Origin of the sequence: Lysobacter sp. BMK333-48F3, from assembly GCF_019733395.1 — a bacterium.
Taxonomy (GTDB): Bacteria; Pseudomonadota; Gammaproteobacteria; order Xanthomonadales; family Xanthomonadaceae; genus Lysobacter.
This window is the reverse complement of the sequence record NZ_JAIHOO010000001.1, coordinates 1,220,717-1,234,453: the sequence shown is the minus strand read 5'-3', so window position 1 is coordinate 1,234,453 and position 13,737 is coordinate 1,220,717. Positions and strand designations below refer to the sequence as shown.

11 protein-coding genes are annotated in these 13,737 nt (G+C 71.7%); 3 read left to right on the top strand and 8 right to left on the bottom strand.

The window, feature by feature from the left end; translation table 11 throughout:
- The first annotated feature begins 171 nt into the window (after window positions 1-171).
- Window positions 172-636 carry a hypothetical protein gene (locus K4L06_RS05160; protein ID WP_221670382.1) on the top strand — a complete coding sequence of 155 codons (465 nt, stop codon included), beginning with the start codon at window positions 172-174 and terminating at the stop codon, window positions 634-636.
- A gap of 49 nt (window positions 637-685) precedes the next feature.
- Here K4L06_RS05160 and K4L06_RS05155 read toward each other — a convergent pair whose 3' ends face one another.
- A complete protein-coding gene (locus K4L06_RS05155; protein ID WP_221670381.1) occupies window positions 686-1,672 on the bottom strand; it encodes an alpha/beta hydrolase in 987 nt (328 codons plus the stop codon).
- A 145-nt stretch (window positions 1,673-1,817) separates the two neighbouring features.
- Between K4L06_RS05155 and K4L06_RS05150 the strand changes: the two genes are divergently transcribed.
- Window positions 1,818-2,675 (top strand): helix-turn-helix transcriptional regulator, encoded by an 858-nt coding sequence (locus tag K4L06_RS05150; RefSeq protein ID WP_221670380.1) that lies wholly within the window; start codon window positions 1,818-1,820, stop codon window positions 2,673-2,675.
- Between the two features lie 17 nt (window positions 2,676-2,692).
- On the opposite strand, the gene K4L06_RS05145 is transcribed toward K4L06_RS05150, so the two are convergent.
- Together K4L06_RS05145 and K4L06_RS05140 are read right to left on the bottom strand one after the other, a co-directional pair.
- A complete protein-coding gene (locus K4L06_RS05145) occupies window positions 2,693-3,166 on the bottom strand; it encodes a cupin domain-containing protein (RefSeq protein ID WP_221670379.1) in 474 nt (157 codons plus the stop codon).
- 23 nt (window positions 3,167-3,189) lie between these two features.
- Window positions 3,190-3,885, bottom strand: a complete 696-nt coding sequence (locus K4L06_RS05140) for a glutathione binding-like protein (RefSeq protein WP_221670378.1) — start codon at window positions 3,883-3,885, stop codon at window positions 3,190-3,192.
- An 87-nt stretch (window positions 3,886-3,972) separates the two neighbouring features.
- On the opposite strand from K4L06_RS05140, the gene K4L06_RS05135 reads away from it, so the two are divergent.
- Entirely contained in the window at window positions 3,973-5,424 is a 1,452-nt protein-coding gene (locus K4L06_RS05135; RefSeq protein ID WP_221670377.1) for a PLP-dependent aminotransferase family protein, read from the top strand.
- 3 nt (window positions 5,425-5,427) lie between these two features.
- On the opposite strand, the gene K4L06_RS05130 is transcribed toward K4L06_RS05135, so the two are convergent.
- From K4L06_RS05130 to K4L06_RS05110, 5 genes are read right to left on the bottom strand one after another with little or no spacing between them, the layout of a single operon-like run.
- The gene (locus tag K4L06_RS05130) at window positions 5,428-6,771 is read right to left on the bottom strand and encodes an NAD(P)/FAD-dependent oxidoreductase (RefSeq protein WP_221670376.1); all 1,344 of its coding nucleotides are present in this window, start codon (window positions 6,769-6,771) and stop codon (window positions 5,428-5,430) included.
- A 25-nt stretch (window positions 6,772-6,796) separates the two neighbouring features.
- Window positions 6,797-7,585, bottom strand: a complete 789-nt coding sequence (locus K4L06_RS05125) for a DUF6875 domain-containing protein (RefSeq protein WP_221670375.1) — start codon at window positions 7,583-7,585, stop codon at window positions 6,797-6,799.
- A gap of 28 nt (window positions 7,586-7,613) precedes the next feature.
- The gene (locus K4L06_RS05120; RefSeq protein ID WP_221670374.1) at window positions 7,614-7,817 is read right to left on the bottom strand and encodes an MbtH family NRPS accessory protein; all 204 of its coding nucleotides are present in this window, start codon (window positions 7,815-7,817) and stop codon (window positions 7,614-7,616) included.
- 51 nt (window positions 7,818-7,868) lie between these two features.
- A complete protein-coding gene (locus K4L06_RS05115; protein WP_221670373.1) occupies window positions 7,869-9,212 on the bottom strand; it encodes an MFS transporter in 1,344 nt (447 codons plus the stop codon).
- Window positions 9,209-13,714, bottom strand: coding sequence for a non-ribosomal peptide synthetase (locus tag K4L06_RS05110; RefSeq protein ID WP_221670372.1), 4,506 nt, complete (start codon window positions 13,712-13,714; stop codon window positions 9,209-9,211). Before K4L06_RS05110 ends, K4L06_RS05115 begins: the two co-directional genes overlap by 4 nt.
- Window positions 13,715-13,737: the final 23 nt, after the last annotated feature.

Below are 13,737 nucleotides of genomic sequence, written 5' to 3'. Positions count from 1 at the left end.
ATCGCCGGCGGATACAGCACGTTTGGGCGATACAAACAAACACAACCGGCGTTGTGCCGCGCGTCAGGCAACGCTGCGGTGCGGTATCGTCACGGATAGAATCGTGAACCCGGAACGCGCGACATGCACATGAGATGCGTCATGTTGGCGGCGTTACTGATGTCAGTTGCAATGGCCTGGAAGCCGGCGGCCGCCTGCGAATGCGTGCGGCCTATCGACGAAAGTCGTATGCGCGAGGCGGCACAGGTATTCGTGATGCGCCTGCGTTCGGCCGAGGCCCTGCGGACCGCGCAAGGCGGTTACCCGGTGCACGGCCGCATCGAGATCGTCGAGCGCCTGCGCGGCGATGCACAAGTCGCGACGATCCGCTACTCGGGTAATCCCCAGTGCTGCGGGCTGCGCCTGGACCCGGGTCATTACTATCTCGTAGCGGTCGATGCGGCTCAGACCGAATTGCAGGTCGGCCATACCGACCTGCTCTATCTGGGATGGGACTACCCCGGCGACGCCAGGGCCCTGGCGCGATTGCGCGCCACGGTCGCCGGGCGCGCGAAGCTCGATCCGCACTGGTTGCGAGGCGGCGAACGCATGCATCAAGTACCGTCGCCGCCAGCGCCGTGTCCGCGGCTACGCTAGCGAACTACGGCCGCGCCCCGTGTCGGTCGGGACGCGGCCGGTGCGGCGATCAAACTGATTCCCACAAGCGCAACGCCTCTTCCGCTACCAACTGCGGAAACTCCTCCGGATAGAACAGCTTGGCGCCCTCGACCCGGCGCACGCCGCGCGAGTTCGGGAACACCCGGTCCAGATAATCCGGGCTGGCCGGCGAGAAGATGTCGTCGCCGGTGCCCCAGACCACCCGCATCGGCACCTGGCTGCGCCGCAGCCCCGCTTCGATCCCGGCCAGGGGATTGGGATCCAGCGCCAGTGCGTAGGCGTCGGTGAGCTGCTTGCGCCGCGCCGATTCGACCAGCGGGGTGAAGTAGGTCTCGATGGCTTCGTCGCTGGGCTGGTGGCGGTAGGTGTAGCACTGTCCGCCGATGCCTTTGGCCGAGCGGGCGAAATTCTTGTCGGCCAACTGCGGCGGGAAAGTGTCTTCGGCGAAGCGGCCGCGGCGCGCGGCCTCGATCACCGGCATCAACGCCGGCGGCGGGCTGTCGGGCTCCACATCGCAGTTGGTCAGCAGCAGGCTGCGCACGCGCTGCGGATACTTCAGCAGGAACAGCTGCGCGACCGCGCCGCCGCTGTCGTTGGCGACCAGGTCGACGCTGTCGACGCCGAGGGTGTCGAGCACGAAGGCCAGCATCTCGACCTGCGCCGCCGGCGCCACGCTCTGGCCTTCGGCGACGCGGGTGTAGCCCAGGCCGAGGAAGTCGGCGGCGATGCAGCGGCGTTGGCCTTCCAGCGCCGCCATCACCCCGCGCCACTGGAAGCTGTTGAGCGGAAAGCCGTGCAGGAACAGCGCGGCCGGGCCGCGGCCGCGTTCGACCACCGCGATCTCGCCGAAGGCGCTGGGCAGGTAGCGGCGCGCGGCGTGGAAGCCGGCGGCGTCCCAGGCCTTGGCGGCGCTCAGCGAAGCCGGTGCGGAAACCAGCGCGCCGCCGGCGCAGCCGGCGAGCAGGCCGGTGCCGGCCGCGCCCAGTCCGAGTCCAAGAAAGGTTCTGCGGTTCATTGCCATCTCCGATGCCCGTGGGGGGCGTTGCGTTGCGGCAAATGATTGGCGCCGGCGGTCGTGGCGACAATGACGCGGCAGGTGATGGCGGCATGACCTCGCAGGTCATGGTTTCGCTGCCGCGCCTGGGCCTATGATGCCGGCCATGCACGCCCTGTCCGCCGAATCCCGGCCCGTTCCGTCCAAGCCCTCGTCGCTGCCCGATGCGCCCGAGGTCGGCGTGCTGCTGCGCGAATGGCGCGCGGCGCGGCGCTGGAGCCAGCTCGATCTGGCCCTGGACGCGGGCGTGTCGGCGCGCCACCTGAGCTGCGTGGAAACCGGCAAGGCCCAGCCCAGCCGCGAGCTGGTGATCAAGCTGGCCGATGCGCTGGAACTGCCGCTGCGCGAGCGCAACGCCTTGCTGGTCGCGGCCGGCTTCGCGCCGAAGTACCCCGAGTCGGCGTTGGCCACGCCCGAGCTGGCGCAGATCCGCCGCGCGATCGAATTCATCCTGGCCCAGCAGGAGCCGTACCCGGCCTTCGTATTGAACCGGCACTGGGACGTGCTGATGGCCAACGCCGCCGCGGCGCGGGTCAACGGCTTCGTCCTCGACGGCCGGCCGATGAAGCACGCCAACATGATCCGCCAGTTCTTCGATCCGCAGGATCTGCGCCCGGCGGTGGCGAACTGGGACGAGGTGGCCGGCACGCTGATCCGCCACCTGCACACTGCGGTGGCCGCCGCGCCCGGCGATGCGGTCGCGCGCGCCCTGCTGGCCGAGGCGCTGGCCTATCCGGACGTGCCCGCGCACTGGCGCCGGCGCCAGTTCGACGCGGCGCCGTCGCCGCTGCTGACCACCATCCTGCAGCGCGACGGGCATGAGCTGCGCTTCTTCTCCACCATCACCACCTTCGGCACCCCGCGCGACGTGACCCTGGACGAGCTGCACGTGGAGTGCTGCTTTCCGGTCGACGAGGCCACCGCGGCGCTGTGCCGGCGGTTGGCGGCCGAAGCGGCAAGCTGAGCGCGGCCGCGCGCGGATCAGGTTTCGTCCAGGTCGAGTACGGTCAGGCCATGCTCGACGCAATAGCGCCGATAGGCTTCGCGCCGGCTGGCGGCGTCGGCCCGGCCGCGCAGGCTGCCGCCGGGACCGAGGAACTCGACCGCGCCCATCGTCACGATCAGTGCGGTCATGGGTTCGTCGCCGACGATCTTCCACCAGTCGATGTGGCCGGGCGGCTCATAGACGTAATCGCCCGGGCCGACGATCTCGCCGCCGCACAACTGGCGAACCCCGCCGAGCTGGTAGCTGTGGGCTTCGTCGTTATGGCGATGCAGCGGCATGGCCGCGCCCGGCTCCATCCGCAGCAGTTCGACGTAGCCGCGGTCGCCGGCGAGGAAGCGCAGCGGTTTGGCCCACGCGCCGGGCGCGGCCGAGGGAATCCACGGCACGGCCGCGACGGCGGCGATGCGCGCCGGCCCCAATCGCAACCATGGGCCGGGATCGTGGGGCATGCTCGGCTCGCCGGGCGGTCCGGTCAGCGCGCCGGTTCGGCCGCGCCGCCGAACAGGACCTGCCGCGCTTGCGACGACAGCGCCTGCGCATACGCCGGCTCGACCCCTTCGTAGGCGCGCAGGGTCGCCGGCCGCGCAGCGATCTCGTCGAACCAGCGTTGCAGGTTCGGCGTGGTGGCCAGGTCCTGGCCGAGGCCGGCATGCGGCACGATCCACGGATAGCAGGCGACATCGGCGATCGAGTACTGGTCGCCGACCAGGAAGCGCCGGTCCTGCAGGCGCCGGTCGAGCACGCCGTGCAGGCGCTGCACTTCGCGGGTGTAGCGCTCGATCGCGTAAGGCAGCGGCTCTTCGGCGTGGACGCGGAAATGCCCGGCCTGGCCCGACATCGGCCCCAGCCCGGCCATCTGCCAGAACAGCCACTGGCCGACTTCCAGGCGCAGGCGCGGCTGCGCCGGATACAGCAGGCCGGTCTTCTCGGCCAGATACAGCAAGATCGCGCCGGATTCGAACACCGGTATCGGCGCGCCGCCGTCGAGCGGGGCGTGATCGAGGATCGCCGGGATCTTGTTGTTCGGCGACAGCGCCAGGAATTCGGGCTTGAACTGGTCGCCGGCCGACAGCCGCACCGGCACGATGCGGTGCGCCAGGCCGGTTTCCTCGAAGAACAGGCGCAGCTTCAGGCCGTTGGGCGTGGCGGTGTAGTACAGGTCGATCATCGGATGCTCCATGACGGATGGGCCGCGTGGCTGGATCCAGCATAGGCGTACCCTGGCGCCCTGCATGGGCCACACCGGGAAGATTCCATGGAGCCAGTTTTTCCGTTCCCCGTGGCGCTGCCGGAGCGCGGCCGCGGCACTCTGACCCACGAGCTGCACCATCAGCTGCGTTCGGCGATCCTCGACGGCCGCTACGCCGCCGGCGCGGAGCTGCCGGCCACGCGCCAGGTCGCGCAGGCGCTGGGAGTGGCGCGCAACACGGTGATGACGGTCTACGACCTGTTGATCGCCGAAGGCTATGCGCTGCCGCGCAAGGGCGCCAAGGCGGTGGTCGCCGACGTGATCGCGCGCCGCGAGCGCCGGGTCGCGCCGCGCCCGGTCGGGGCCGGCGACGCGCGCCTGAACCCCTTGTGGCAGACCCCGTTCCTGCGCCCGGGGCCGCCGCGCGAACTGCCCGAGCGCTGCTTCCGCCTCGGCATTCCCGACCACCGGCATTTCCCGCACGAGATCTGGCGCCGGCTGTCGGCGCAGAGCCTGCGCCAGTGGTCGCGCACGCCGTTCGCCTATCCGCCCTCGGAAGGCATCCCGGCGCTGCGCGAAGCCATCGCCCAGCATGTGGCGTTCGCGCGCGCGGTCGCCTGCGGCGCCGACGACGTGATCGTGACTTCGGGCGCGCAGCAGGCCTTCGACCTGCTCGCGCGCCTGCTGGTGACGCCGGGACGCACCCGGGTCGCGGTCGAGGAGCCGGGCTATCCGCCGGTGCGCGCCGCCTTCGCCGCCGCCGGCGCGCAACTGGTGCCGATGCCGGTCGATGCCGAAGGCCTGTGCGTGGACGCGCTGCCGGACGATGTCGGGGTGATCAGCGTGACGCCTTCGCACCAGTCGCCGACCGGCGTCGCCCTGTCGATGCGCCGTCGCCGCGCCTTGCTCGACTTCGCCCGCAGCCGCAACGCGCTGGTGATCGAGGACGACTACGACGGCGAGTTCCGCTTCGGCCAGCGTCCGCTCGACGCGCTGCAGACCCTGGACCGCGACTCCCTGGTGTTCTACGTCGGCACCTTCTCCAAGAGCCTGTTCCCGTCGCTGCGCAAGGGCTTCATCGTCGCTCCCGGCTGGGCCCGCGACGCCTTGATCACGGTCAAGCACTGCGCCGATTCGCATAGCGACACCATCACCCAGTCGGTGCTGGCGGCGTTCATCCGCGATGGCCATCTGGCCCGGCACGTGCGGCGCATGCGGCCGATCTACGCCGAACGCCGCGAGGCCTTGCTCGCCGGGCTGCGCGGCGAGCTGGCGCCGTGGCTGGAGCCGATACCGTCCGAGGCCGGCCTGCACCTGGCGGCGCGGATCCGCGAGCCGGCGCTGGCGCCGGCGATCTTCGCCCGCCTGCAGCGCCACCTGCCGGGCGCGCAGTCGATCGCCGAGTACGCGCTGAGCCCGCCGGCGCGGCCGGCGATCACCTTCGGCTACGGCATCGTCGACGCCGAGGAGATTTCCGCGGCGCTGGGCCGGTTCCGCGCCGCGCTCGAAACGATGTAGCCGCTACAGCGCGCGCAGCAGCCAGGCGCCGGCGCCGAGCGCGGCCAGCGCCGTCGCCGACACCGCGCCGAGCACGATCTTCTCCTGCCGGCGCGAGCGCGCCAGGGCGTCGCCGTAGGGCATCGTGGTGTGCGCGATCATCGTGTACAGCGGCAGCCAGGTGCGCGGCAGCAGCCGGTTCAGGGCCACGTCGATGCGCTTGCGGGCCAGGAACCAGAACGACTGCACCTTCTGCTTGAGCTCGACGAAGTTGGCCTTGGACAGCTCGGCCAGGGTGTCGGTATGCGGCCGGCGCGCGGCCTCGTAGGCGGCGAAGGCGGCGCGGCGGTCGCGCGGATGCGCGGCCAGCGCCGCCATCAGCGCCGAGCAGTCCTCGAACGCCGAGTTCATGCCCTGGCCGTAGAACGGATACACCGCGTGGCAGGCGTCGCCGACCAGCACGATCCAGTCGTCCGCGCTCCACGGCGCGGTGCGGGTGGTGATCAGCGAGCCGGTCGGATGGCTGGCCCAGTCCTCGACCAGGTTCGGCAGCAACGGGATCAGGTCCGGAAAGTACTTGTCGAACAGCGCCCGCACTTGCTCCGGGGTGCGCGTGCTGTCGAAGCTGTCCGGACCCTGGTGCGGCAGGAACAGGGTCAGGGTGTGCGAGCCGTCGCGGTTGGGATGGGAGACGAAGAAGCCGTGCACGCGCGGCCATACGTGCAGCGCCTTCAATTCGATCCGCGAACCGCCGTCCGGGTTCGGCGCCAGGCTCAGCTCCTTATAGCCCCACTCCAGGTATTCCTGGTGGTAGTCGGCGCGCTCGCCGCGCTGCATCTCCGGGCGGGTGCGCGAGAACGCGCCGTCGGCGCCGACCACCCAGGCCGGATGCGCATGCACGCGCACGCCGCCGTGCTCGAACTCCAGCTCGCGCGTCGGCTTGTCGATCCCGCTCAGCCGGTGTTCGAAATGCAGGCGCACCTGCGGATGGCGTTCGGCGTGGTCGAGCAGCAGCCGGTTGAGTTCGTTGCGGTCGATCGAATGCAGCACTTCGCCGCGGTCCTTGCCGTAGGGCTGGAAGCGGGTGCTACCGTCGGGCGCATGGATCACCCGTCCGCTCATGGTCACCGCCAGCGGCATGACCTCGTCGATCAGGCCGACCTCGGTCAGCGCCTGGATACCGCGCTTGGACAGGCCGAGATTGATCGAGCGCCCGCCCTCGGCGCGGCCCGCGCGCGGATCGGGTCGGCGTTCGTAGACGTCGACGCCGACCCCGCGCTGGGCCAGCGCCAGCGCCAGCAGCGAGCCGGCCAGGCCGCCGCCGACGATCGCCACGCGCTCGCGCGCGGCGTGTTCTTGCTGAGTCATCGGAGGATTCATGCGCGTCCCGGGCTCAGGCGTTAGCCGTCGCGGCGCGCGGCGCGTCGGCGCGCGCGGCCTTGAGCTCGATCTCGGCCTCGACCAAGGCCGCCACCGCCTGATCGAAGTAGTTGCGCCGCACCGTGCCGCCGAGCCGGCGCAGGTAGGAGCGCAGGTACTGGGCGCGGATCTGCGGCGTGTCGAGGTCGCGGCGCAGGAACGGCAGGTCGGTTTCGACCATGTGCCGGATCGCCAGCATCGGCACCGGACTGCGCAGCGGGCGGAAGGCCGGATTGCGCAGGCCCGGGCTTTCGTTGGCGGCGTGGAACTCGCCCAGCATCAGGCCGAGGTCGACGAAGCTCGGCTTGAGCTCGCGCTGCACGTCGTCGATGAAGCCGGCCGCATCCGCGCCCAGGTGCGGAAACACCACCAGCACGGTCTTGTTGATCGCGGCCTGGCCGTTGCGCGGTTCGATCTCGCCGAACAGGTCGCGGTACTCGCCGATCAGGTCGACGATGCGCTCGACGCTGACTTCGCGGTCGCAGACCTCGGCCAGCCAGATCGTGTCCAACGCCAGCGCCGCCGGCGTGAACGGACACACCGGCCCGGCCCGGCCGACGTCGGCGTGCGGGCGGGCGAGGAAGTTGCGGACCCAGGCCACGGTGACCGCGAGCGGCGCGTCCGCGGCCTGTTCGCGCTCCACCACCGAAGCCTGCACCAGCCCGCCGCGTACCGTCGCGATCGGGCGTTCGACGCAGGCTCGTCCCTGCATCATGAGTCGGTCCGATTCGATCATCGGTACCGCGTCGTTGTCTGGAATCATTGCCGTTTCGTCCCTGCGGATACTGAACTCAGTTCGCGTCGCCGCGCAGGCTGCGCGGGCGCATGTCGTTCCATCGCTCGCCGATCAGGGCGAGGCATTGCTCCTTGCCGCCGCCGGCGCCGGCATCGCGCCAGCCGGCCGGAAGCGCATCGCCTTCGCGCAACAGCGAGTATTGCTGTTCGTGGTTCACCACCACGCGGTACCGCTCCGTGTCGTTCGTTTCCTCTCGCATGACCTGCTCCTTGTCGTCTCCAATCCGGCCCCCAGCGCGCACGGTCGCGCCTCAGGCCGCGCACTCCATCGTGTTATCCGCCGTTCGCGTCTGCGCCGCTGCGACGGGCGCGTCCGGCAGGTCGTCCTCGACCCGGCGGATCGCGCGCACCGACCAGGCCAGCGCCGCAGTCAGCATCATCGACACGCCCAACACCACGAACATCAGGCCCAGGCCGCGGCCGGGACCGGTTCCGAGGACAACGCCGAGCGAACCGGCCAACAGGCCATCGGCGCTCATCCACGGTTCGAACACCCGCTCGGCGAGCGGTCCGGCCAGGCAGTAAGCCAACGGCATCGCCGCTTCCGACAGGACACGCTGGATCGCGAAACAGCGCCCTTGCAGATCGGCCGGCACCTTGCTCTGCCACAGCGCGGCGTTGCTGGCGCCGATCACCGGCACGGTCAGGAAGAAGGCGAAGCCGGCCACCGCCAACAGGGCGAACGACGGCCACAGGCCGTGCACGGCCAGGAACAGCCCGGCCAGCAACGAATAGCCGAGCACGCCGACGATGCGCCGGCGCGGTCCGCCCCAGGTGCTGACCGCGAGGCCGCCGATCAGCAGGCCGGCGCCGCCGATCGCCATCTGCACGCCGAGCAGGCCGGGGTCGGCCACCGACAGGATCAGCGGCGTGATCGCGATGCTGGCCAGTCCGAACATGAAGTTGCTGATCCCGAGCACGATCAGCAGGCCGAGCAGCCCGCGCCGTTCGCGCACGTAGCGCAAGCCGGTCGCCGCCTCGCGCCACAGGCTCGGTTCCTGCTCGTCCTCGCTGCGCTGCGGCTGCGGCACCCGCGCCAGCCACAAGGCGACCACGCCGGCGCAGAAGGTCAGCGCATCGACCAGCAGCACGCCCGGCATCGAGATCGAGCTGACCAGCACGCCGGCCAGCAAGGGCCCGCCGACCTGGGCCACGGCGAAGCCGGTCTGGACCATGCCGTTGACCCGGGTCAGCTGTTCCTGGTTGGCCAGCAGCGGAATGCTGGCCTGGTAGGCCGGCTGCAGGAAGGCGTTGGTCAGCGCGGTCACCGCCACGCCGAGATAGATGTGCGCCATCGCCAGTTGGCCAGCGGCCAGCAGCGCGGCCATCGCCAGCATCGTCGCCGCGGCGATGGCTTCGCACACGATCATGGTGCGGCGGCGATTCCAGCGGTCGACCAGGGCGCCGGCGAACGGCGCGATCAGCAAGGCCGGCACCGCCATGGCGACGAAGATCAGGGCGAAGCGGGTGGTCGAGCCGGTGGTCTGCAGCACCCACACGCCCAAGGCGAAACTGGTCAGGCGCGAGCCGACCCCGGAGATCAGCTGGCCGGACCAGATCAGCAGGAAATCGCGCAGGCCGGACCAGCGGCTCATGCGGTCGCCTCCGCGGCCTGGGCCAGGAAGCCGCGTTGCTGCAGAAAGCCCAGGTAACGGTCGAACAGCGCCGCGTCGGCCGGCGGACACGCCAGCCCCAGCGGCGCCACCGCGGCGGCGGTGGCGCTGCAGTCGAAGACCGGCTCGCGCGGATCGGGATTCTGCGGGAACAGCCCGGCGAACGCGGCCAGGGCGTTGTCGCGCGAGACCGCGGCCTCGGCCAGCAGGCGCTCGCGCCAGCGCGGATAGTCGACTTCCTCCAGCGCATGGCCGGCCGCGCGCAAGCGCGACACCGCCAGCGGAATCGGCAGCCGGGCGCGGTTGTAGAAGTGGAAGTTGCCGTTGGCGTCGCCGGCGCCGAGGGCGATGCGCACGATCGAGCGGCCGACGTAGTCGACCGGGGCCATGTCGAATGCCTCGTCGGGCAGGTGCGGCGCGGCGCCGAGCTGCACGCAGCCCTTGAGCCAGGCGTTGAAGTAGTCGCCGAGATTGCTGACCCCGCTGCGGCTGTCGCCGGTGATCCGCGCCGGGCGGTAGATCGCCACCGGCAGGCCGCGTTCGCGCGCGCGCAGCGCCAGCTGTTCGCCGACCCACTTGCTCTGGTTGTAGCCGCCGTACTGTTCCTCGGCCGGCGGCGGCGGATCGGACTCGAGCACGGTGCGTTCGAGGTTGGAGCCGATCAGGCACACGCCGAGCGTGGATACCAGATGCACCGGCTTGACCCGGTGGCGGGTGGCCAGGCGCAACACTTCGCGCGTGCCTTCGACGTTGGCCGCGCGCAGGTGTTCGTAGGGGGCGAGGAAATTGACCTGGCCGCCGTTGTGGAAGATCGCTTCGGCGCGCCGGGCGATCGCGTCGAACGCGGCCTCGTCCAGGCCCAGCCGCGGCGAGGCCAGGTCGCCGAGCACCGGCACCAGCCGCGCCGCGTCGGCGTCGCGCCACAGGCCGTAGCTGTCGAGGTTGGCGCGGATCCGGCGCAGGCCGTCCTCGGCCGAGGCCGCGCGCACCAGGCACAGCAGCTCGGCGTCGGTGGCGTCGAGCAACTCGCGCGCCAGATAGGCGCCGAGGAAGCCGGTGGCGCCGGTGATCAGGACCGAAGCCGGCGCGCCGCGCGGCGCGGCCGGCAGCGGCGCCAGGCGCGGGTCGATCTCGTCTTCCAGCACCACTTCGGCCGCCAGATCGAAGTCGTCTTCGCCGCCGCCGGCGCGCAACTCGTCGATCTTGCGCGCCTGGCCGGCGATGGTCGGCGCGGCGAACACCGCCGCCAGCGGCAGCTCGACGCCGAGCGCGGCGTGCAGCTTGAACACCAGCGGCAGGGTCAACAGCGAATCGCCGCCGCTGGCGAAGAAATCGTCGTCGGTGCTGAGTTCGTCGCGCCCCAGCACTTCGCGCCATACCGCCAGCACCGCCTGTTCGGTGTCGCTGGCCGGCGCGCGCAGGCTGCGCTCGAGCGCGGCCTGCGCGCTCGGCGCCGGCAACGCCTTGCGGTCGATCTTGCCGTTGCCGGTCAGCGGCATCGCCGGCAGGCGCAGGTACTGCGCCGGCAGCAAGGCCTCGGGCAGGCGCTGGGCCAGATGCTCGCGCAGCCGGCCGGGGTCGAGCCCGTCGGCGCCGACCACGTAGGCGACCAGACGGCGTTCGCCGGGGCGGTCTTCGCGCAGCAGCACCACCGCGGTTTCGACCAGCTCGTGCGCCTCCAGCGCCGACTCTATTTCGCCCAGCTCGATGCGGAAGCCGCGCAGTTTGATCTGGTGATCGCGGCGGCCGAGGAACTGCAGGTGGCCGTCGCGGTCCCAGCGCGCCAGGTCGCCGGTGCGGTACAGGCGCGCGCCGTCCGAGGCCGCGTAAGGGTCGGGCGGGAAGGCCTGCGCGCTCAGCTCGGGCTGGCCGAGGTACTCGCGCGCCACGCCGAGGCCGCCGATGCACAGTTCGCCGACCGCGCCGCGCGGCGCCAGTGCGCCGTGGCGGTCGAGCACGTAACAGCGCACGCCCGGCAACGGCCGGCCGATCGGCAGTTCCTGCGCGCTCAGCTCGCTGCCGTCGCGGGTCGCCAGCAGGGTCGCGCAGACCGAGGCCTCGGTCGGGCCGTAGTGGTTGCACAGCACCGCGCGGCCTTCGGTGATCGCGGCGAAGCGGCGCACCTGTTCGACCGGCACGCTCTCGCCGCCGATCATCATCAGCCGCAGCTGCGGCAGCAGCGGGCGTTCGCGCCGGGTCGCCGCCCAGCCTTCCGACCAGCGCCGCCACAGCGCCGCCGGCGCGTCGATCGCGCTGACCCGGTGCTGGTCGCAGAAACGTTCCAGTTCGAACGGCCCCAGTTCGGTCGGCGCCGGATGCAGGACCAGGGCCGAGCCGCTGGCCAGGGCCGGAAACAGGTCGCCGACCGAGGCGTCGAACACCAGCGGCGGAATCATCAGCAGCCGCTGGCGGTCGAAATCGTGGCGGGCGATGAAGCCGCGGGTCAGGTTGACCGCGCCGCGGTGCTCGATCACCACGCCCTTGGGCTGGCCGGTCGAGCCGGAGGTATAGACCACGTAGGCGGCATGACCGGCGCGGCGTTCGACCGCCGGCGGTTGCGCGCTGGGTTCGGTTTCGTCGCTGTGCAGCAGCGGCACCGCCGGCGCCAGCGCCTGGGCGCGGGCGCGCTGCGTCGGCGGCACGATCAGCGCCTGCGCGCCGGCATCGGCAAGCAGGAAATTCAGGCGTTCGTCGGGATGGCCCGGGTCCAGCGGCAGGTAGGCCGCGCCGGCGGCGAGCGCGCCGAGCACGCCGACGATGGCTTCGGCCGAACGGTCGGCGAGCACCGCGACCCGCGCTTCCGCGCCGATGCCCAGCGCCTGCAGCCGCCGCCCCAGGCCATTGGCGCGCGCGATCAGTTCGGCGTAGCTCAACTCGCGGCCCGGTTCGACCAGGGCCGCGGCCTCGGGCGTGCGCGCCGCTTGCGCGGCGATCAGCGCGTACAGGTGAGCGTCGGCCGGATCCTCGGCCTCGCCGCCGTCGCCGAGCCGCAGCAGCTGCGCGCGTTGCTCGTCGTCGAGCAGGCTCAGCTGCGCCAACGGCCGCTCCGGTTCGGCCAGCGCATTGCGCAGCAGGGTCTGGTACTGGCGCAGCAGGCGCCGGGCGGTGTCCTCGTCGAACAGTTCGGTGTCGTAGTCGAGCACGCCGCGCAGGCCGTCGCCGGCGTCGCCCAGCGACAAGGTCAGCTCGAAGCGCGCGCTCTGCACCTGCGACTCGATCCAGTAAGCGTCCAGCCCCTGCAGCTGCAGCGGCGCGCCATTGCCGTTCTGCAGCACGAACATGGTCTGGAACAGCGGCGTGCGCCCGGGTACGCGTTCGATCCGCAGCTCGTCGACCACCCGTTCCAGCGGCGCCTGCGCGTGCTCCAGCGCGTCCAGCACCTGGCCGCGGGTGCGCGCCAGCAACTCGCGCAGGCTCGGCTCGCCGCGCAGGTCGCCGCGCAGGGCGACGGTGTTGACGAACAGGCCGATCAGCGGCCCGGTTTCGTTGCGCTCGCGGCCGGCCACGGGCGAGCCGACCACCACTTCGTCCTGGCCGGCGTGGCGGCCGAGCAGGGCCTGGAACACCGCCAGCAACAGCATGAACGGCGTCGCGCCGTGCTGGCGCGCATAGGCCTCGACCGCGGCGCCGAGTTCCGGCGGCAGGTGCAGGGGCAGGCGCGCGCCGCGGCCCAGCGGGGTCGGCGAACGCGGCCGGTCGCTGGGCAGATCGAGCAAGCCGCCGACGCCGTCCAGGGCGCCGCGCCAGTAGTCGAGCTGCGTCTCCACCCGTTGCGCCTGCGCCGCATCGCGCTGCCACAGCACGTAGTCGCCGAACTGCAGGGGCAGCTCGGCCAGGGCGGCGTCGCCGCCGTCGAGTTCGGCCGCATAGGCGGCGGCCAGCTCGGCGTGCAGCACGCCGAACGACCAGGCATCGGAGACGATGTGGTGCATCACCACGGTCAGCACGTGGTGGTCGTCGGCCAGGCGCAGCAGGCCGGCGCGCAACAGCGGCGGCCGGGTCAGGTCGAACGGGCGCTCGCTTTCGGCGTCGACCCGGCGTTGGACCTCGGCCTCGCGCTGCTCCGCCGGCAGCCCGCTCAGGTCGCTGTGTTCGAGGGCGAAATCGACTTGCGCGACGACGGTCTGGCGCGGCTCGCCGGCGACTTCGCCGAAGCCGGTGCGCAGCGCGTCGTGGCGGCGCACGATGCCGGCGAACGCGCGCTGCAGCGCCTGCGCATCGAGCGCGCCGCGCAGGCGGTAGTGGCCGTAGACGTGGTAGGCGCCGGTGCCGGGCTGGAAGCGTTCGAAGAACCACATCCGCTGTTGCGCGGCCGACAGCGGCAGCGGCTGGCCGGCAACGCTGCGGCGGGCGATGGCCTCCTCGCGCGGCGGCGTCGCGCCGCTGCGCGCGGCGAGTTGGCGTTGCAGCAGCTCGCGCTGCTGCGGGCTCAACCGGGCCAGGCGATCGGCCAGGGCGTCGGCGGGAGGATGGATGGAAGTCATGCGTGGATTCGTCCTTGAATGCC

Coding starts and splice junctions, on each gene's coding strand:
- K4L06_RS05160 (WP_221670382.1), top strand. CDS start 172: ATGGCCTGGAAGCCGGCGGCCGCCTGCGAATGCGTGCGGCCTATCGAC.
- K4L06_RS05155 (WP_221670381.1), bottom strand. CDS start 1,672: ATGAACCGCAGAACCTTTCTTGGACTCGGACTGGGCGCGGCCGGCACC.
- K4L06_RS05150 (WP_221670380.1), top strand. CDS start 1,818: ATGCACGCCCTGTCCGCCGAATCCCGGCCCGTTCCGTCCAAGCCCTCG.
- K4L06_RS05145 (WP_221670379.1), bottom strand. CDS start 3,166: ATGCCCCACGATCCCGGCCCATGGTTGCGATTGGGGCCGGCGCGCATC.
- K4L06_RS05140 (WP_221670378.1), bottom strand. CDS start 3,885: ATGATCGACCTGTACTACACCGCCACGCCCAACGGCCTGAAGCTGCGC.
- K4L06_RS05135 (WP_221670377.1), top strand. CDS start 3,973: ATGGAGCCAGTTTTTCCGTTCCCCGTGGCGCTGCCGGAGCGCGGCCGC.
- K4L06_RS05130 (WP_221670376.1), bottom strand. CDS start 6,771: ATGACTCAGCAAGAACACGCCGCGCGCGAGCGCGTGGCGATCGTCGGC.
- K4L06_RS05125 (WP_221670375.1), bottom strand. CDS start 7,585: ATGATTCCAGACAACGACGCGGTACCGATGATCGAATCGGACCGACTC.
- K4L06_RS05120 (WP_221670374.1), bottom strand. CDS start 7,817: ATGCGAGAGGAAACGAACGACACGGAGCGGTACCGCGTGGTGGTGAAC.
- K4L06_RS05115 (WP_221670373.1), bottom strand. CDS start 9,212: ATGAGCCGCTGGTCCGGCCTGCGCGATTTCCTGCTGATCTGGTCCGGC.
- K4L06_RS05110 (WP_221670372.1), bottom strand. CDS start 13,714: ATGACTTCCATCCATCCTCCCGCCGACGCCCTGGCCGATCGCCTGGCC.